At 68.8% G+C, this 17,958-nt stretch carries 17 protein-coding genes; 8 read left to right on the top strand and 9 right to left on the bottom strand.

The window, feature by feature from the left end; genetic code table 11:
• Positions 1-94: 94 nt before the first annotated feature.
• Entirely contained in the window at positions 95-517 is a 423-nt protein-coding gene (gene msrB / locus KY661_RS05690; RefSeq protein ID WP_075005551.1) for a peptide-methionine (R)-S-oxide reductase MsrB, read from the top strand.
• A 13-nt stretch (positions 518-530) separates the two neighbouring features.
• Here the strand turns inward: msrB and KY661_RS05695 are convergent, their stop codons facing one another.
• Both KY661_RS05695 and KY661_RS05700 read right to left on the bottom strand, forming a co-directional pair.
• The gene (locus KY661_RS05695) at positions 531-1,271 is read right to left on the bottom strand and encodes a PHP-associated domain-containing protein (RefSeq protein WP_225409241.1); all 741 of its coding nucleotides are present in this window, start codon (positions 1,269-1,271) and stop codon (positions 531-533) included.
• Between the two features lie 65 nt (positions 1,272-1,336).
• A complete protein-coding gene (locus tag KY661_RS05700; RefSeq protein ID WP_037583969.1) occupies positions 1,337-1,612 on the bottom strand; it encodes a hypothetical protein in 276 nt (91 codons plus the stop codon).
• Between the two features lie 199 nt (positions 1,613-1,811).
• Here KY661_RS05700 and KY661_RS05705 point away from each other — a divergent pair, with 199 nt between their 5' ends.
• Positions 1,812-2,006 (top strand): hypothetical protein, encoded by a 195-nt coding sequence (locus tag KY661_RS05705; protein ID WP_075005553.1) that lies wholly within the window; start codon positions 1,812-1,814, stop codon positions 2,004-2,006.
• Positions 2,007-2,052: 46 nt separating this feature from the next.
• On the opposite strand, the gene KY661_RS05710 is transcribed toward KY661_RS05705, so the two are convergent.
• Together KY661_RS05710 and KY661_RS05715 are read right to left on the bottom strand one after the other, a co-directional pair.
• Positions 2,053-2,979, bottom strand: a complete 927-nt coding sequence (locus KY661_RS05710) for a hypothetical protein (RefSeq protein WP_225409242.1) — start codon at positions 2,977-2,979, stop codon at positions 2,053-2,055.
• Positions 2,976-3,473: a hypothetical protein gene (locus KY661_RS05715; protein ID WP_225409243.1), complete on the bottom strand. Its 498-nt coding sequence runs from the start codon at positions 3,471-3,473 to the stop codon at positions 2,976-2,978. The genes KY661_RS05710 and KY661_RS05715 overlap by 4 nt, the downstream gene beginning before the upstream one ends.
• 123 nt (positions 3,474-3,596) lie before the next feature.
• On the opposite strand from KY661_RS05715, the gene KY661_RS05720 reads away from it, so the two are divergent.
• Complete coding sequence (locus KY661_RS05720; RefSeq protein ID WP_225409244.1) at positions 3,597-4,463, top strand: phosphate ABC transporter substrate-binding protein; 867 nt, start codon at positions 3,597-3,599, stop codon at positions 4,461-4,463.
• A gap of 126 nt (positions 4,464-4,589) precedes the next feature.
• Positions 4,590-5,747 (top strand): pyridoxal phosphate-dependent aminotransferase, encoded by a 1,158-nt coding sequence (locus KY661_RS05725; RefSeq protein ID WP_075005557.1) that lies wholly within the window; start codon positions 4,590-4,592, stop codon positions 5,745-5,747.
• Here the strand turns inward: KY661_RS05725 and KY661_RS05730 are convergent.
• Positions 5,744-6,376 (bottom strand): RNA polymerase sigma factor, encoded by a 633-nt coding sequence (locus KY661_RS05730; protein ID WP_263436740.1) that lies wholly within the window; start codon positions 6,374-6,376, stop codon positions 5,744-5,746. The genes KY661_RS05725 and KY661_RS05730 overlap by 4 nt on opposite strands.
• A gap of 174 nt (positions 6,377-6,550) precedes the next feature.
• On the opposite strand from KY661_RS05730, the gene KY661_RS05735 reads away from it, so the two are divergent.
• Genes KY661_RS05735 through glgB form a run of 4 tightly spaced genes read left to right on the top strand, consistent with a single transcriptional unit; the run spans position 6,551 to position 13,748 of the window.
• Positions 6,551-8,548, top strand: coding sequence for an alpha-1,4-glucan--maltose-1-phosphate maltosyltransferase (locus tag KY661_RS05735; RefSeq protein WP_225409246.1), 1,998 nt, complete (start codon positions 6,551-6,553; stop codon positions 8,546-8,548).
• Positions 8,549-8,563: 15 nt separating this feature from the next.
• Positions 8,564-10,219 (top strand): maltose alpha-D-glucosyltransferase, encoded by a 1,656-nt coding sequence (gene treS / locus KY661_RS05740; protein ID WP_225409247.1) that lies wholly within the window; start codon positions 8,564-8,566, stop codon positions 10,217-10,219.
• Positions 10,216-11,550 (top strand): maltokinase N-terminal cap-like domain-containing protein, encoded by a 1,335-nt coding sequence (locus KY661_RS05745; protein WP_225409248.1) that lies wholly within the window; start codon positions 10,216-10,218, stop codon positions 11,548-11,550. The genes treS and KY661_RS05745 overlap by 4 nt, the downstream gene beginning before the upstream one ends.
• The gene (gene glgB, locus KY661_RS05750; RefSeq protein WP_225409249.1) at positions 11,547-13,748 is read left to right on the top strand and encodes a 1,4-alpha-glucan branching protein GlgB; all 2,202 of its coding nucleotides are present in this window, start codon (positions 11,547-11,549) and stop codon (positions 13,746-13,748) included. The genes KY661_RS05745 and glgB overlap by 4 nt, the downstream gene beginning before the upstream one ends.
• A gap of 64 nt (positions 13,749-13,812) precedes the next feature.
• On the opposite strand, the gene KY661_RS05755 is transcribed toward glgB, so the two are convergent.
• From KY661_RS05755 to KY661_RS05770, 4 genes are all read right to left on the bottom strand, one after another.
• Positions 13,813-15,666, bottom strand: a complete 1,854-nt coding sequence (locus tag KY661_RS05755; RefSeq protein WP_225409250.1) for a bifunctional metallophosphatase/5'-nucleotidase — start codon at positions 15,664-15,666, stop codon at positions 13,813-13,815.
• Between the two features lie 107 nt (positions 15,667-15,773).
• A complete protein-coding gene (locus tag KY661_RS05760) occupies positions 15,774-16,301 on the bottom strand; it encodes a gamma-glutamylcyclotransferase (protein ID WP_225409251.1) in 528 nt (175 codons plus the stop codon).
• Between the two features lie 39 nt (positions 16,302-16,340).
• On the bottom strand, positions 16,341-16,937 hold the full coding sequence (locus KY661_RS05765) for a GbsR/MarR family transcriptional regulator (protein WP_225409252.1): 597 nt from the start codon (positions 16,935-16,937) through the stop codon (positions 16,341-16,343).
• The gene (locus KY661_RS05770; RefSeq protein ID WP_225409253.1) at positions 16,934-17,932 is read right to left on the bottom strand and encodes a polyprenyl synthetase family protein; all 999 of its coding nucleotides are present in this window, start codon (positions 17,930-17,932) and stop codon (positions 16,934-16,936) included. The genes KY661_RS05765 and KY661_RS05770 overlap by 4 nt, the downstream gene beginning before the upstream one ends.
• Positions 17,933-17,958: the final 26 nt, after the last annotated feature.

The raw sequence follows: 17,958 nt of genomic DNA on the forward strand, positions 1-17,958 counted from the left end.
CGAAGCGTCCGGGAGCCGAACATTCATTGTTTTCCAACCCGACAGTGTGGAGGTTGACTCCACGCCCACGCGTCGTGGCACACGAGGAGCACGCATGGTGGACAAGCTGATCCTGAGCGATGAGGAATGGCGCAAGCGCCTGAAGCCCGAGGAGTACGAGGTGCTGCGCAAGCACGGCACCGAGTCCCCCGGGTCGGGGTGCTTCCTGGGGACCAAGGAGCCGGGCACGTACGTGTGCGCCGGCTGTGGCAACGCGCTCTTCCAGGCGGGCGTGAAGTTCGAGTCCGGAACGGGCTGGCCGTCCTTCACCCAGCCCCTGCGGCCGGACGCGGTGACGGAGTACCACGATCGCTCGTACGGCATGGTGCGCACCGAGGTGCGCTGTGGCCGGTGTGACGGCCACCTGGGCCACGTCTTCCCGGATGGGCCTCCGCCCACGGGGCTGCGCTACTGCATGAACTCCGTGGCCATGAAGCACGTACCCGAGGGCCAGCCCATCGTGCTGGTCCAGGCGTAGCCGGGCCCCTTGCCTAGCGGCGGCGGCGGCGGTTGTTGGCGGCGCCCCCGCCTCCGCCCCTGCCGCCCTTGGCACGGCCGCCCGCCTGGGCCTCGCCGGGGCGGGTCAACCGGGGCAGCTCACCGGCCATCACCGGCCAGAACTCCCCCTTGAGCAGCTCCACCAGGAGCTGCTCCTGGGTGGCGATGTCCCGCTTGAAGAAGGTCGCGCCCCGGCCTACCTCGTCCAGAGAGCCGCGCGCATCGCTGCCGCCCGTGCAGGGCAGCTTCAGGGCCTCGGCGGCCTCCACGGCCAGGTCGTTGGCCGTCTGCTTCACCTTGGGATTGTAGCCCTCCACGGCGCTCAGCAGATTGAGCGAGCGGATGCCGTCCATGGGCGGGTTGGGAAAGTCCCGGTCATACGGCCGGGCCGCGACGATGACGGCCCCCAGGGACTTCACCTTGGGCAGGCACTCCGCGGCGCTCCAGGGTTTCTCCCGGTTGCTGCCCCACAGCTGCACGGGCTCGGGCGCCAGCTCCGGCTTCGGGAAGAAGCACAGGTACTGGCCCTTGTCCGTGACGAGCTCCAGCCCCACGAAGACCTTCAGCTTGGACTTCGCGCCGATCTCGAACAGCTCATCGCAGCCATCCTGCGTGTTCGTCTCGGTGAAGGCCACCCCATCCAGGCCAAACAGCGCCGCGCGCTCGAGCACGGCGCGCGGGTCCAGATCGCAGCCTTTGGACAGGTGTGAGTGAGCGTGCAAGTCAATCAGCATGGGCGCCGCTCCCTAACAGGCTCGCTGGAGCCTGTCGAGTACCGGCGCCCTGCTGATGAAGCCGCTTACGCGTAAGCGTAGGACTGGAAGAGCCCCTTGGCGGCCTGGCCATTCTTCTCTTCGTAGGTCCGGATAAGGTAGCCCATCAGCATCAGCGAAGAGGTGTTCTCCAGCACCCGCGAGGGGTCCTTGGAAATCAGGTTGGCGCTGTAGTTGAGGAAGAACTGGGCAAGGTCCTCGCCCGCCTCCTTGACGATCAACGCATTGAGAGCGGCCGGATCCATCGTGCGGATCGCGTTGATGAAGTCCACCGCCAGGTCCTTCTTCGTCTTGACGTCCATTTGCCCATCCCCCATTCGCCGCCACCCTTCCCCAGGACCCTTCCCGGAGCGCAGACCCCCGGTGCGACTTGGGAAATCTAGGCACGGTGTCCCACCTGCAAACCCCCAGCAGCCCAGCAGACGGGTTTTTGACACCCTGGAAGGGCATGTGCGATAACCTCCAGACGCCACGGCGTACGATTTGAAGGAGGGGAAGGCGATGTTTACGGGCGTGAAGGTGTTCTCCGCGACCAAGGCCAAGGAGCGCGAGGAACTCGGCGAGAATGTGACCCGCTGGCTTCGCAGCAACTCGGACCTGGAGATCGTGGACCGGGTCGTCTGCCAGTCGAGCGACAACGAGTTCCACTGCTACACGTTGGTCCTCTTCTACAAGCACACCAAGCCGCAGTCGTGAGCCTCGCCCCGCTGCCTCCGTCCGGAGGCAGCACCGGGGCCGGCCCTCAGTAAACGACCAGCGGATGGGGCGTGTAGTAGCTGACGATGCTCAACACGGGAATGCTCGGCCCCTCGTCCTCCTCATCGGAGGCGCCGGAGGTGGTCCGCATTCCATCGAAGCGCGCGAGGATGATGAAGTCCCGGCCCGGCTCCAGGAATGGGTCCTGGCTCGCCAGCCGCCCGAGTGCCTCGCGCCCCGTCTCGTTGGAGATGTTGTCGTACGCGGGGATGGTGACCGAGTCCCGGCTCAGCTCGGTCTGCGCCAGCGAGCCGCCCACGGTGCCGCTGCCGAGCGAGGTCTGCCCGCCCACGTCTCCCGTGGTGGTGAACGTGCTCTCCCGGCGGTGCGACGTGCCGAGCTGCACCTCCTGGGGAACCGAGGTGAGGTCCTGCTCGACGAGCCACAGCGTGGACTTCTCCCCCTCGCTGCGCCTGTCGCCCACCTGCGCCCGGACGAGGATGTAGCGCCCCTTGTACGTGTCGGGCTGGGAGATGGCCGAGGCGAGCGAGAAGAGGGGCAGCTTGCGCTCATGCAGCAGCCGCAGGTCTCCCTCCACGCTGCCGCCCCGCTGCGCCACCACCTTGGCCAGCAGCGACGCGCCCTCGGGACGGGTGCGCAGCTCCTGCGCCCACGCGCGGTCGATCAGCGCCTGGAGCTGCGTGAAGGGGGTGCTCTCCACGCACGCCTTCAGCGCCGACCAGGCATTCTCGCGGGACACCGGCAGGTACCGGCGCGCCTGCCGCTCGCAGACGGCGGGGTTGGGAAACTGCGCCGCGAACGCCTTGGCGTCGAACCCCTCTGCCGTGGGCGCCGTCCTCCCGGCGCCCGGCGCGGAGGCACGTCCCTCCTCGGAGGGCATCTCGACGGACCGCGAGCTGGCGCACCCACCGCCGAGTGCGCCCAGCAACAGCCATCCCCACATGCGCGTCATGGCGTCCCCTTCTCGTAGGCCTTGGCCACGGTGGACCGCATCTGAGCCTCCTGCAGCACCCCGGCGAGCGCGCGGTAGCAGGCCCTCGCGTCGGGGGCGAAGCGCCCCTTGGCATCCACCAGCACGGTCTCCTCCAGGGCGCAGCGCTCCTCGGCGACGGCCAGGGTCCTGCGCTCACAGACGGCGGCGATGGAGCGGTCGCCGGAGCTCCCCTCGTCCGAGGAGGACCGGGACGCCTCGGCGCACAGCTTCCGCGCCATCTCCTGGACGAGCCGGACATTGGAGGAGCCCTGCTCGCGGGTGGGCTCGGCGGAGGTCAACTCCGCCTCGAAAACGCACTCCCGGCCGGCCCGCAGGGTGTCCACCGTGCAGGACCAGGCCGTCGGGGTCTCGTCCGCCACGGGAGGGGCGTCGAGGGCTTGAGGGGATACGGACGAAGCGCCGTCATTCGGCGCCGCGCCCAGGAAGAGGGACAGGAACACGGCGGTCAGCATGGGGGCCTAGCGTAGAACCGGTTCCGCCCAGGCTCAATCGGGGGCGGGGCGGACTGTCTTGCGCCCCGCACCGCCCAGGAGTTCTTTTCCCTACCCCTTGCCGCCTGGACTAGATCTCCGGGGATGCGGTGCTTGCCTGCCCTTCCTGCGTTGCTCTCGCTCTGGATGCTCCTCCTGCCGGCGTGCAAACGCTCCGAGCCCGCCCCGGCGGGCGGGGCCCCAGTGGACCGGAACCTCACGGTGAAGGGCTCGGACACCATGGTGCTCCTGGGCCAGCGCTGGGCCGAGGCCTTCATGAAAGTGAACCCCGACATGTCGGTCCAGGTGACCGGAGGGGGCTCGGGCACGGGGCTGGCGGCCCTGGTCAACGGCACCACGGACATCGCCCTGTCCAGCCGGTCCATCAAGCCGTCCGAGGCCCAGCAGGTCCAGGCGCGCCACCGCACGGAGGCCCGGGAAATCCCCGTCGCCCGCGATGGGGTGACGTTCTACGTCCACGAGTCCAACCCCGTCAGCGCGCTGTCGGTGGCCCAGCTCAAGGCCATCTACCTGGGAGACCTCACCCGCTGGAGCCAGGTGGGCGGGCTCGACGCGCCCATCGTCCTGCACTCGCGGGAGAACTCCTCCGGCACCTACGTCTTCGTGAAGGAGCGCGTCCTGGGAGACGAGGACTTCGCTCCCTCCACCCTGTCCCTGCCCGGCACCGCGGCGCTGGTGAACGCGGTCTCCAAGGAGAAGAACGGCCTCGGCTTCGGCGGGGCCGCCTATGCCAAGGGCATCAAGGAACTGAACATCCTGGAGGGGGGCAGGCCCATCGCCCCGTCCGCCGAGAACATCCAGAGCGGTCAATACCCCCTTTCCCGGGATCTCTTCTTCTACACCCGGGGTACCCCCGGCGGAGTCACCCAGGCCTTCATCGATTTCGCGCTCTCCCCGGAGGGCCAGCAACTCGTTACCCAAGTGGGCTACTACCCGGTGAAACAACGCTGAAACCGGCCCCCTGCCCACCCTGGGAGACAAGGTAGGCCCAGCACGGGAGTGAAACACGCAGGAGTCGTCATCATGGATCCACTCCTCCCACCCGGGCGGCTATAGTTCCGCGCCTCCGGAGGAGAAATGCGTCCGTCTCGAATGATGCGCGTAGTGGGGTTCAACGTCGATCGCGTGGTCTCGGAGGCCTCCACGGATCCCGAAGTGCTCCGGCTGGAAAATTTCGCGACGGATCTTCCGCCTCCGCCCGATGCCATCACGGCCACGCGCGAGGCGGTGGGCACCAGCGAGGCCAACAGCTACGTGCCGTTCACGGGCACCGCGGGCCTGCGCCAGGCGGTGGCCGCGCGCCTCAAGCGCCAGAGCAACCTCTCGTATGATCCGGACCGGCAGATCGTCATCACCGCGGGCGGTACGCAGGGGCTCATCTCCGCGCTGCTGGCCGTCATCGAGCCGGGCGACGAGGTGCTGCTGACGGATCCGACGTACGCGGGGATGATTCACCGGGTCACCTTCGCCGGCGGCGTGCCGATGTTCGTGCCCATGAAGGTGGTGGACAAGCGCTGGCGGCTGGACCTGGACATGCTGCGCGCCATGGTGACGAGCCGCACCCGGGCCATGGTGCTGTCCAACCCGGGCATGCCCTCGGGGCACGTGCTGTCGGAGGCCGAGTGGCTCGCCATCCGCGAGCTGTGCGTCACGCGCAACCTGTGGCTGCTGTACGACGCCGCCCTCGAGGGCGTGCTCTATGACGGGCTGCCCCTGCGCCACCCCGCCTCGCTCACGGGCATGCCGGAGCGCACGCTCATCATCGGCTCCATCTCCAAGGAGTACCGGATGATCGGCTGGCGCATCGGCTGGATCGCCGGTCCGCCCAAGGTCATGGCGGACGTCTTCTACACGCACAGCTACCTGGTCATCGCCCCGCCGGGCATCTCCCAGAAGGGCGCCGAGGTGGCGCTGCGCACCGAGAACTCTGGCGTCCCGGCGGCCATCGCCGAGTGGAAGGCCCGGAGGGACCTGATGCTCGAGCAGCTCGAGGGGCTGCCCGTCGTCATCCCCGATGGGGGCTGGAGCCTGCTGCTGGACGCGCACGCGCTGGGCTACAGCGCCACGGACGCCGCCTCCATCCTGCTGACGCAGGCGAAGGTCGCCGCCACGCCGATGACGAACTGGGGCTCCTCGGTGGCCGAACGCTACATCCGCCTCGTCTTCAGCTTCGAGCCGCAGGAGCGGCTCAAGCTCCTGCGCGAGCGCCTGCGCCGCACCTCCCTGCTGCCCTAGCCGCGCCCGAGAGGCTCTGCCAGCAGCCCCGAGAGCTTCTCCAGCGCCAGCCGGACGCGCGTCTTCACCGTCCCCAGGGGCTCTCCGGTGCGCTCGGAGATCTCCCGCTGGGACAGCCCCTCGAAGTAGGCCAGCTCCACCATCAGCCGCTGCTCGCGGGGCAGCTCCCGCAGGGCCGCGGCCACGCGCTTGCGGTCCTGCCACTGCTCGGTCAGCTCCGAGGGCGGCGGCGCCACCGGGTTGATGAGCGGGGGGTGCGAGGCCACGTCCGCGATGACGCGGGCCACGGTGCTCAGCGAGCGCCGCCGGTCGATGGCGCGCGTGCGCGCGATCGTCACCACCCACGTCTCCAGCCCGCCGCGCTTCGCGTCGAACTGGCGCGCCCGGCGCCAGACCTCCAGGAAGGTCTCCTGGAGCACCTCCTCCGCGTCGGCCCGTGAGCCCAGGATGCGCAACACCACGGACCAGGCGCGTCCGGAGCACCGGGCATAGAGCGTCCGCATCGTCTCGGCGTTGCCCAGGGCAACCTGCTGGAGGAGGGCCTGGTCCGCCGTCAGCTCGCTCGCCTGTGTAGCAGGGGAATCGGAAAGCACCGTCGGACTCCCGGATACCGCAACCTCGGGTGGCAACTCACATTTTTGCCAACTGATGCCGTTCCTGGATCTCCCGGGGCACTGCCCCAAGGTCCCCCGGAACGTTCACTTTCCACCATCTCCGTGCGCGGAGCCGTTCAACATCAACGTCCCTCGCATCGTGATGCCCTGAAGAAGCGGCCCCCCGCCCTATAAGCCCCAGCCGTCCTTATGAACTCACGAATTGGAAGCGTGGTCATCGAGAGCGTCCGCCCTGAGTTGGATGGCGGCCGATTTGCCGTCAAACGCGTCGAGGGGGACACACTTGCCGTCGAGGCAGATGTCTTCAAGGAAGGGCACGACGTCCTTGTCGCCGTCGTCCGCTGGCGCCAAACCCACCCCACCTCGCAGGAGACGCCCTGGCACGAAGTGCCCATGCGCTCGCGGGGCAATGATTTGTGGACCGCGGAATTCCCGCTCGCGCGCAACGGCCGCTACCAGTACACCGTGGAGGCCTGGCCGGACCTGGTCGCCACCTGGGCCTCCGAGCTCAAGCGCAAGGTGGACGCCGGGCGCGACGTGCGCAGCGAGCTGCTGGAGGGCGCGGCGTTCTTGGAGGCCGCCGCCAACCGGGCCCAGGCCGCGGGCTTCGCCGAGGACCATCGGCTGCTCACCGAGTCCTCCCGCAAGCTGAAGCAGCCCCCCTCGCCGGACCACATCGCGGTCGCGCTGGCCCCGGAGCTCGCCGTGGCCGCGGCCCGCCACGCGGACCGCTCCCTGGCCACACGGTATGACCGGGTGCTGGAGGTGTTCGCGGACCGGGAGCGGGCGCGCACGGGCGCCTGGTACGAGTTCTTCCCGCGCTCGGCCCTGCGCGATGGCCGCACGCACGGCACCTTCAAGGACGCCGAGGCGTGGCTGCCGTACATCCAGTCCCTGGGCTTCGACACCGTCTACCTGCCGCCCATCCACCCCATTGGCCGCACGGCGCGCAAGGGCAAGAACAACAGCCTGAAGGCGGAGCCCGGGGACGTGGGCAGCCCGTGGGCCATTGGCGCCGCGGAGGGCGGCCACAAGGCGGTGCACCCGGAGCTGGGCACGCTGGAGGACTTCCGCCACTTCCTCAAGGCCGCCGAGGCGCACGGCATCGAGGTGGCGCTGGACATCGCCTTCCAGTGCTCGCCGGACCACCCCTACGTGAAGGAACACCCCGAGTGGTTCCTCCACCGGCCCGACGGCACCATCAAGACGGCGGAGAACCCGCCCAAGCGCTACGAGGACATCGTCAACTTCGACTGGATGGGCCCCGCCCGGGAGACGCTCTGGGCGGAGCTGGCCTCGGTGGTGCTGCACTGGGTGGAGCAGGGCGTGCGCGTGTTCCGCGTGGACAACCCGCACACCAAGCCGCTCCAGTTCTGGGCCTGGCTCATCCGCAAGGTGCAGGACGTGCACCCGGGCACCGTCTTCCTGTCCGAGGCCTTCACCCGCCCCAAGGTCATGAAGGCCCTGGCCAAGGTGGGCTTCAGCCAGTCCTACACGTACTTCACCTGGCGCAACTTCAAGCCGGAGATGGAGGAGTACCTGGAGGAGATCACCTCGCCGCCCGTGTCCGAGTACTTCCGCGGCAACCTCTGGCCCAACACGCCGGACATCCTCCCGGAGATGCTCCAGCGCAGCGGCCCCGGCGGCTTCCGCCTGCGCGTGGCGCTGGCGGCCACGCTCTCCTCCTCGTACGGCATGTACTGCGGCTACGAGCTGTGCGAGGGCCGGGGCCTGCACGGCAAGGAGGAGTACCTGGACTCGGAGAAGTACCAGCTCGTGGCGTGGGATCTCGACCGGCCCGGCAACATCCGCGAGTGGATCTCCAAGATCAACCAGGCCCGCAAGCAGCACCGCGCGCTCCAGCTCTACGGGAACCTGAAGTTCCACGAGGCCGACAACGAGCACGTCCTGTTCTACAGCAAGGTCACCCCGGACGGCGCCAGCCAGGTGCTGGTGGCGGTGAGCATGGATCCCCACTCCCCCCAGGACGCCGTGCTCCACGTGCCCCTGGAGCGGCTGGGCATCCAGCCCGACGAGACGTACCAGGTGCACGAGCTGCTGACGGGGGAGCGCCGGCTGTGGCAGGGCCCCTTCGCCCAGGTGACGCTCACCCCCGAGCACCCTGCGGCCATCTGGGCGGTCTACCGTTTCCGCCGGTCCGAGCAGGCGTTCGACTACTACGAGTGATTCTCCGAGAGGTGTATGGAACAGGATCCGCTTTGGTACAAAAAGGCCCTCATCTACGAGCTGCACATCCGCGCCTTCCACGATTCGAACGGGGATGGTCATGGCGACATCCCCGGGCTCATCGAGAAGCTGCCGTACTTGCAGGACCTGGGGGTGGACTGCATCTGGCTGCTCCCCCACTACCCCTCGCCCCTGCGCGATGACGGCTACGACATCGCGGACTTCTACGGCATCCATCCGGACTACGGCACGCTGGCGGACTTCCAGCGGCTGGTGGAGGCGGCGCACCAGCGCGGCCTGCGCATCCTGACGGAGCTGGTGGTCAACCACACCAGCGACCAGCACCCCTGGTTCCAGGAGTCGCGGAGTGATCCGAAGAGCCCCAAGCGCGACTGGTACGTCTGGAGCGACACGGAGGAGAAGTACAAGGGCACGCGCATCATCTTCCTGGACACGGAGCGCTCCAACTGGACGTGGGATCCGGTGGCCAAGCAGTACTTCTGGCACCGCTTCTTCAGCCACCAGCCGGACCTCAACTACGACAACCCGGAAGTGCAGGAGGCCATGCTGGATGTCATGCGCTTCTGGCTGAACATGGGCGTGGACGGGTTCCGCTGCGACGCGGTGCCCTACCTGTTCGAGCGCGAGGGCACCAACTGCGAGAACCTCCCGGAGACGCACGCCTTCCTCAAGCGCCTGCGCAAAACCATCGACGCCGAGTACCCCAACAAGATGCTGCTCGCCGAGGCCAACCAGTGGCCCGCCGACGTGCGCGTCTATTTCGGGGACGGCGACGAGTTCAACATGGGGTTCCACTTCCCGGTGATGCCGCGCCTGTTCATGGCCGTGCGCCGCGAGGACCGCACCCCCATCGTGGAAATCCTCCAGCAGACGCCGGAGATCCCGGACAACTGCCAGTGGGCCATCTTCCTGCGCAACCACGACGAGCTGACGCTGGAGATGGTGACGGACGAGGACCGCGACTACATGTACCGGGAATACGCCATGGATCCCCGGATGCGGCTGAACCTCGGCATCCGCCGGCGCCTGGCCCCGCTCATGGACAACGGCCGCCGGCGCATCGAGCTGATGCACAGCCTGCTGTTCAGCCTGCCCGGCACGCCCGTCATGTACTACGGCGACGAAATCGGCATGGGCGACAACATCTACCTGGGCGACCGCAACGGCGTGCGCACCCCCATGCAGTGGACGGGCGACCGCAACGCGGGCTTCAGCCGCACGGACGCGGCGCGCCTGTACGCCCCGGTGATCTCGGATCCCGTGTATGGCTACCAGGCCATCAACGTGGAGGCCCAGGAGCGCGTCAAGGCCTCGCTGCTGCACTGGGTGAAGCGGCTCATCAAGGTCCGCCAGCGCTACCCCGCCTTCGCCATGGGGAAGCTGCGCTTCGTCAACCCTGACAACCGCCGGGTGCTCGCCTTCACCCGCGAGCACGAAGGGCAGACCATCCTCATCATCTGCAACCTCTCCCGGTTCGCGCAGCCCGCGGTGCTGGATCTGCGTGAGTGGGAGGGCTACGTGCCCATCGAGCTCATGGGGGAGACGGAGTTCCCACGCATCTCGTCCTTGCCATACCAACTGTCCATGGGGCCTTACATGTTCTTGTGGTTCCGTCTGGAAAAACCCCTGCCCGGGAGGACGCTCGCGTGACACCTGTGGACCTGACCAAGCTGCCCGAATACCTGAAGCACCAGCGCTGGTTCGCCGGCAAGGCCTGGCCCATCAAGTCCGTGTCCGTGGTGGACCATGTGACGCTGGACTCGGAGGGCCCCTGCGCCTTCAGCCTCGCCGTCGTCGAGGTGACGTACGAGCTGGGCCAACCCGAGCGCTACCTCCTGCCCGTCAAACCCTCCTCCGAGGGCATCCAGGACGCGCTCGAAGAGGTGGACTGCCTGCGCTCCGTCTTCACCCTCATCCGCGAGCAGCGCTCGGTGCCCTCCTCGTCCGGACGCATCCAGGGCGAGTGGATCCCCACGCCGGATGCGCACGTGGCCCTGCCGGATCCGCTGCCGGTGCGCCGGCTCATGGTGGAGCAGAGCAACACCTCCGTCGTCTTCGGCGAGAAGGTCATCCTGAAGATCATCCGCAAGCTGGAGGCGGGGGTGAACCCGGAGCACGAGATGGGGCGCTTTCTCGCCACCCGCACCTCGTTCCGCTCCACGCCCATGCTCCTGGGCGCGCTGACCCTGGAGGGCAACGCGGGGGCCACCCTGGCGATCGTGCACCGCTTCGTGCCCAACGCCGTGGACGGCTGGAAGTACACGCTGGATCAGTTCCGCCGCGCCGGGGAGCTGGGCAGCACCTTCCTGGACGAGATGCGCGAGCTGGGCCGCCGCATCGGCGAGCTGCACCACGCGCTGGCCTCGGTGAACGACGACCCCGCCTTCGCCCCGGAGCCGCTCCTGCAGGAGGACCTGCAGCGCTGGAGCGCCTCCATCCTGGGCGAGATGGGCAAGACGCTGGCGGATGCCAGCCGGGTGCACGTGGACATCGAGAACCAGCGCGAGCGGCTGATGGAGCACGCGCGGCGGCTGGCGCACGTGGCCCCGTCCGGGCAGAAGATCCGCATCCACGGGGATCTCCACCTGGGCCAGGTGCTGCGCTCGGACAGCCAGTGGCTCATCTTCGACTTCGAGGGGGAGCCTGCCCGCAACTTCACCCAGCGGCGGGAGAAGTACTCGCCGATGCGGGATGTGGCGGGGATGCTGCGCTCGTTCGACTACGCGGAGGCCACGGTGATGCTGGAGGGCACCACGCCCGGACCGCGGCTGGTCCCCACGCGCGAGGCCTTCCTCGCGGGCTACCGGGAGAGCACCCGGGGTGCCGCCTTCCTGCCGGCCGACGACGCGACGTTCGGGACGATGCTCCGCGCCTTCGAGCTGGAAAAGCTGCTCTATGAAGTCCGTTATGAATTGCAAAACCGCCCGGACTGGGTGCGCATCCCTGTCCAGGCCCTCTTGAGGATGGAGGAGCCGACGTGAAGAAGCCCGCCGAGCGACAGCAGATCGACACGGAGATTCAGGCGCTCCTCGAGCTGCGCCACTCCGAACCCCACCACCTGCTGGGCATCCACCAGGACGGAGATGGGGTGGTGGTCCGCGCCTACCGGCCCGATGCCACCGCCATCCACGTGGTGCCGGACTTCGGGGGCCGCGTCCCCATGACGCACCGCCGGGACGGCGTCTTCGAGGCGCGCCTCAACGGGCGCGACCAGGTGTTCAACTACCTCCTGGAGGTGGAGTACCCGGGCAACAAGAGCTTCACCCTGAGGGACCCCTACAGCTTCCTGCCCACGCTGGGCGAGCTGGACCTGTACTACGCGGGCCAGGGGCGCCACGAGAAGCTCTGGGAGCGCATGGGCGCGCACCCCATCCACCACAACGGGGTGGCGGGTGTGTCCTTCGCGGTCTGGGCCCCCACCGCCGCGGGCGTCTCCGTGGTGGGTGACTTCAACGGCTGGGACGGCCGGCTGCACCCCATGCGGCGCATGGGCGCCTCCGGCATCTGGGAGCTGTTCATCCCCGAGGTGGGCGAGGGCACGCGCTACAAGTTCGAGATCCGCCCGAACCACGGCGGCGCGCCCCTGCTCAAGGCCGACCCGTTCGCCTTCCGCACGGAGGTGCCCCCGGCCACCGCCTCGGTGGTGCACGCGCTCAACCGCTTCTCCTGGTCGGACACCCAGTGGCTGTCCACGCGCGCCGAGGGCGAGCCCACGCACAAGCCCTGGAGCGTGTACGAGGTCCACATCGGCTCCTGGCGGCGCGTGGTGCAGGACGGGGACCGGCCCCTGACGTACCGGGAGCTGGCGCACGAGCTGGGTGACTACGTCAAGCGCATGGGCTTCACGCACGTGGAGCTGCTGCCCGTGTCGGAGCACCCCTATGGCCCCTCCTGGGGCTACCAGGTGGGCAACTACTACGCGCCCACCGCCCGCTATGGGCACCCGGATGACCTGCGCTACCTCATCAACCACCTGCACTCGCAGGGCATCGGCGTCATCGTCGACTGGGTGCCGGGCCACTTCCCGCGGGATGCGCACGCGCTGGGGAACTTCGACGGCACGGCGCTCTACGAGCACGCCGACCCCCGGCAGGGCTCGCAGCCGGACTGGGGCACCCTGGTCTTCAACTTCGGGCGCAACGAGGTCCGCAACTTCCTCATCGCCAACGCGCTCTTCTGGCTCGAGGAGTACCACGTGGACGGGCTGCGCGTGGACGCGGTGGCCTCCATGCTCTACCTGGACTACAGCCGCAAACACGGCGAGTGGGTCCCCAACCGCTGGGGCGGCCGCGAGAACGAGGAGGCCATCACCTTCCTGCGCGAGCTGAATGATGCCGTGCGCCGCAAGCACCCGGGCGTGGTGGTCATCGCCGAGGAGTCCACCGCGTGGCCCAAGGTGAGCCAGCCCACCCACGAGGGCGGCCTGGGGTTCCACTTCAAGTGGAACATGGGGTGGATGCACGACACGCTGCTGTACTTCTCGAAGGACCCCATCTACCGGCAGCACCACCACAACAACCTCACCTTCGGCCTGCTCTACGCGTTCAGCGAGAACTTCATGCTGCCGCTGAGCCATGACGAGGTGGTGCACGGCAAGGGCTCGCTCTACGGCCGGATGCCGGGAGACCCCTGGCAGAAGCAGGCCAACCTGCGCGCCCTGCTGGCGTGGATGTGGGCCCACCCGGGCAAGAAGCTGCTCTTCATGGGCGGCGAGTTCGGCCAGCCCAGCGAGTGGAGCAGCGACCGGAGCCTGGACTGGCACCTGCTGGAGGACCCGGGCCACCGGGGCATCCAGTCCCTGGTGGCGGACCTCAACCGCCTCTACCGGGAGCTCCCCGCGCTGTACGACGCGGACAGCGAGCCCATGGGCTTCCAGTGGGTGCAGCCGGATGCGGCGGCGGCCAACACGTTCGCCTTCATCCGGCGCTCGCGCACCCCGGGCCGGCACGTGGTGTGCGTGGCCAACCTGTCCCCGGTTCCCCGCGAGAACTACCGCGTCGGCTTCCCGCGCCACGGCCACTACCAGGAGCTGGTGAACACGGATGCCCAGGAGTACGGCGGCTCGGGCATGGGCAACGGCGGGCAGATCCACACGGAGCCCCAGCCCTGGGATGGACAGGAAGCGTCCGCGCTGCTGACGCTCCCGCCCCTCTCGGTGGTGTGGTTCACCCCAGGCTGAGCCGGGGCGTTCCACCGCTTCACCGGCGGGGGGGGAGACCCCCTCCCCGCCCCCGGGCCCACGGCTACGGCGTGGCGCACTTCGCCGGGCCGAGCGTGGCCTCGAAGTAGTACTTGTAGAGGTTCGGCGAGAGCGTGAAGTTGCAGGTGTTCACGCTGGCGGGGTCCAGGTCCGCATGGGCCCCGATGTAGCGGGCGATGTAGTCGCGCACCCCATCGGCGGAGGTCCACAGCACCCTGCCCTCGCGGAACATGGCGAAGCCGCCACCGCCGCCCGCGCGGTAGTTGTTGATGGCGATGCGGAACATCTGGGCATCGGTGACGTCCTGGCCCTTGAAGCGCAGGTGGGTCAGGCGCGAGCCCGCGGGCTGGGTGAGATCAAACCCGTAATCAATCCCCGAGTAGATGTCCCAGTTGTAAGTGCGCGCGTTGGCCTGCTTGGCCAGGTCGGGCTTGGAGGCATCCGGCGGCGCGCTGGGGTTCCAGGGGTTGAAGAACAGGGCATTGGCCTCCAGGGCCCGGCGCAGGATGGAGCCGTTGATCTCCATCACGTACAGCGTGTTGTCGTAGATGTAGACGCTGTACGCATCGCGCAGGGTGACGGGGCCCGCGGGCAGGCCGCCGGTGTCGCTGAAGATGGCGGCGAGCGAGAAGTCCACGGGGTAGCCCTCGGCCGCGGCGGACTCCTCCTGAACGGTGTTGATGAGGTCCGCCAGGGCGCTGTCCCCATACCGGGCGGCATACCCGCCGGGAAACGCGGCCCGGGTGGTGCCAATGCGCGCCTCCACGTAGGACAGCGTCGTCTCATGGTGGCTCCGGGTGAGCTGGGTCACCTGGGCATCCTCGGCGACGGTGGCGTCCACCGCGAGGAGGCGGGAGTCCTTGCCATCCACCGTCCAGCGCCCGTCCTCGTACTTGAGCGCGAGGTCCACCTGGCCCAGGTGGCTGCCCCAGCGGTTGGGCTGGATGAGCAGCACCTCCTGCCCCTGGGTGTTCTTCAGCAGCATCTTCGGGATGGGCTGGTGGGTGTGGCCCGTGAGCAGCACGTCGATGCCTTCGACTTGCTGGGCGATCTGCACCGCCTCGTTCTCACCGGGCAGGTTGCCACGGTCCGTCCACTTCGTGGGGTCGGCATAGTCCACCAGCCAGGTGGCGGGATCCGTCGCCAAGCCCGTGGGCTGCTTGTCCGGACCCGCGTGGATGGCCACCACCACGACGTCGGCCCCCTCCTGCCGCAGCTTCGGCACGTACGTGCGCGCCGTCTCCAGGGGGTCGTCGAAGCGCAGGCCGGGGATGTTCTCCGGGCGCTCCCACGTCGTCACCCCGGGCGTCACCAGCCCGAGCAGGCCCACCTTGACGCCACACACCTCCTTGATGAGGTAGGGGGTAAATGCCTCGCTGCCGTCCGCGGAATTGCGCACGTTGGCGCCAAGCAGCGGAAAGCCCGCCTCGCTCTTGAACTTGTTGAGGACCCCGAGGCCGTAGTTGAACTCGTGGTTGCCGAGCGCCATGGCGTCATAGCGCAGCTCTTTCATGGCCAGGGCCATGGGGTGCTGGGGGGTGTTGTCCACCAGGGAGTAATAGGTGCCCAGCGGCGTGCCCTGGATGGTGTCCCCGGTGTCGATGAGCAGGTTGCAGTCCGGGTTCTCCGCGCGCGCCTTGCGGACGAGCGTGGCCACCTTGGCGAGCCCCCGCGAAGCATCCGCGGTGCCCGTGAAGTAGTCCCAGGGGAAGATGTTGGTGTGCAGGTCGCTCGTCTGGAGCAGCCGCAGCGTGCGCGGCGAGGTGTCCACGGGCGGCTTCCCCTCACCGGGAGGCTCCGGATCGTCGCCACAGGCGGTGAATTGAAGCAGGGCACTGGCACCCAGGGTGGCGACAAGGGCCGCCCGGCGAGTGCGCGCGGAAGAACGCGGAAACATAAGAGATGACCTCGGCAGGGAGAGACCGGACCCAACCGGCCCGGTCCCTCCACCCTATAACCGAAGGCACCCACGCACACCCGCGCACCCAGGCGCAGGAAAGCCCGTCAGCCCTGCTCACCCCGGCGCAAGCGCTCGATGTAGTCCGCGGGCAGCCCCGCGCTCTGAGCCCCGCGTACCAGCGCTTCCACGAAGCGCGGGCTGATGGCGCCCTCCTGGGAGGCCCTCCGGGGGGCGGTGGTGAAGGCGGTGGCCTCCAGTTCCTGGCCCTCCACGCGCACGCGCACGAGGCGCTCGATGCACATCCCCGTCACGAAGCCTTCCTTGTGCTGGATGATGGGCCAGTCCTGGCCGCGAATCTCGAAAAGGCGGCCAAAGAGGCTTTTGCCCGGCTGGTCCGTCAGCCCCGCCACCCGGCCTCCCCACCAGCGGGAGGGAAAGTCGTAGACGAGCGCCACGTCCAGCGCCTCGGCGAGCCGGCCCTCGGGCAACTGGAAGAAGTCGTACGAGTGCTGCGAGCGCCACTCCTCGAAGGCGGCCCGGTCCAGGATCGTCGAGTAGGCGAAGTACAGCCGGGAGACGGAAGGATCCGCGGCGTTCCGCGCCTTCATGACCTGATCGTAATGAGAGTCCATGCCGGACCCCTTACGACACAAACGCCCGGGGCGGGAAGGCTACCTGCGCTTCTCCCGGCCCCTTCCGGACTCCTCGCGGAAGGCCTCCAGCACGCCCCCCACGTCCAGCCGCGCCGTCTTGATGAACAGGCGGATGGCCTTCTCCACGTGCGCGGCGAGCGTGGCCATCTTCTCCAGGCGCTGGAGGCGCTCGGCCGGCACGCCGCCCACCTCCTGCGCCAGCCGCCGGGCCTCGGCCAGGTCCGCGCGAATCCGCGCCACGAAGCCCACCTCGCGCTCGGCGATGACGTGCGTCACCATGCGCACCAGGTCCGTCTCCGCCGCGTAGCGCCAGATGGTGTCCTTCGGGGGGCGCACCCGCAGCACCACGCCCCAGCGCTCCAGGTCTCTCAGGAGCATGGAGACGCCGCCCTTGGACAGCTCCAGCTCGCGCTCGATTTCACCCGCCGTGAGCGGCTCGCCGCGCAGGTAGAGCAGCGCCCAGACCCGGCCCTGGTTGCGCTTGAACCCCCAGAACTCGATGACGTTGCCCACGGCCTCGACCGCCAGGGCCTCCCAGGGCGCCAGCGAGCCCGTGGCCGGCACAGCGGCCGGAGCCGGCGCGGCGCTCCCCCCCGTCCACAGGTACCCCTTCATGCAACCTTGCTCCGGACCTGGTCCGTGATGCCGCTGGAGAGCCGGCGCGCCCAGCTCACCAGCTCCGCGCCCCCGGCCGAGTCCGCGAAGGGCCCCAGGTGGCCCAGGGCCGTGTCGATCTCGGCGTTCATCTGGGCCAGCGACTGCTCCACGGCGCCACAGGCAATGATGGCGGCGCCGATCTCCTTGGTGCGGTCCGCGGTGATGGAGGAGAACGCCCACGCCTCCTTGAGCTTGCGCCGCAGCTTGTCGTCCTTCTCCACCGCCAGGAGGATGGGCATGGAGGGCGTGCGCGACTGCAGGTCCGCGTACTGGGGCTTGCCCACATCGGTCCCGAGGACATCCCGGATGTCGTCAGCGATCTGGAAGGCCACGCCCAGGTGGCGGCCGAACCCATCGAAGCTCTTCACCGCCTCGGGCCGGTGGGCCAGGAGGGCGGCCGCGTGGCCGCACCACCCGAAGAGCGAGCCCGTCTTGCCCTCGGCGATGTAGCGCAGGCGCGGCAGGGGCAGGTCCATCACCCCGCGGGCCTCCACCTCGGTGATGGCCGCGCGGGTCATCTCGGAGACCACCGACATGGCGGTCCGGGACAGGCTCTCGTCGAGCTGCGCCAGCCGCAGCAGCGTGGTGGACAGGATGAGGTCGCCGCTCATCACCGCGACGATGTTGCCCCAGCGGGCGTTCACCGTGGGGCGGCCCCGGCGGAACATGCCCGCGTCCACCACGTCATCGTGCAGGAGGCTGGCGGAGTGGATGAGCTCGGCCGCGACGGCCACCTCCACGAGGCGCTCGGAGGGCAGGTCCACCGCGTCCCCGAAGAGGCTCACCAGCATGGGGCGCGCCCGCTTGCCGCCGCTGCCCAGGCACAGGTGGCGCGCGGCCTCCATCAGCGTGTCGCCCGTCACGCCCGGTCCAGCGTCCCCGTCCGCCAAGGCACTGCCCAGCCGCTGTTCCACGAGTTCGAGAAAATGAGCCAGCTTGCCAGCCGTATCCATGGGCAACGTCTCCTCGGCGCATTCAT

It is taken from the genome of Allostigmatella hybrida (assembly GCF_020103775.1).
Lineage (GTDB): Bacteria > Myxococcota > Myxococcia > Myxococcales > Myxococcaceae > Hyalangium > Hyalangium aurantiaca.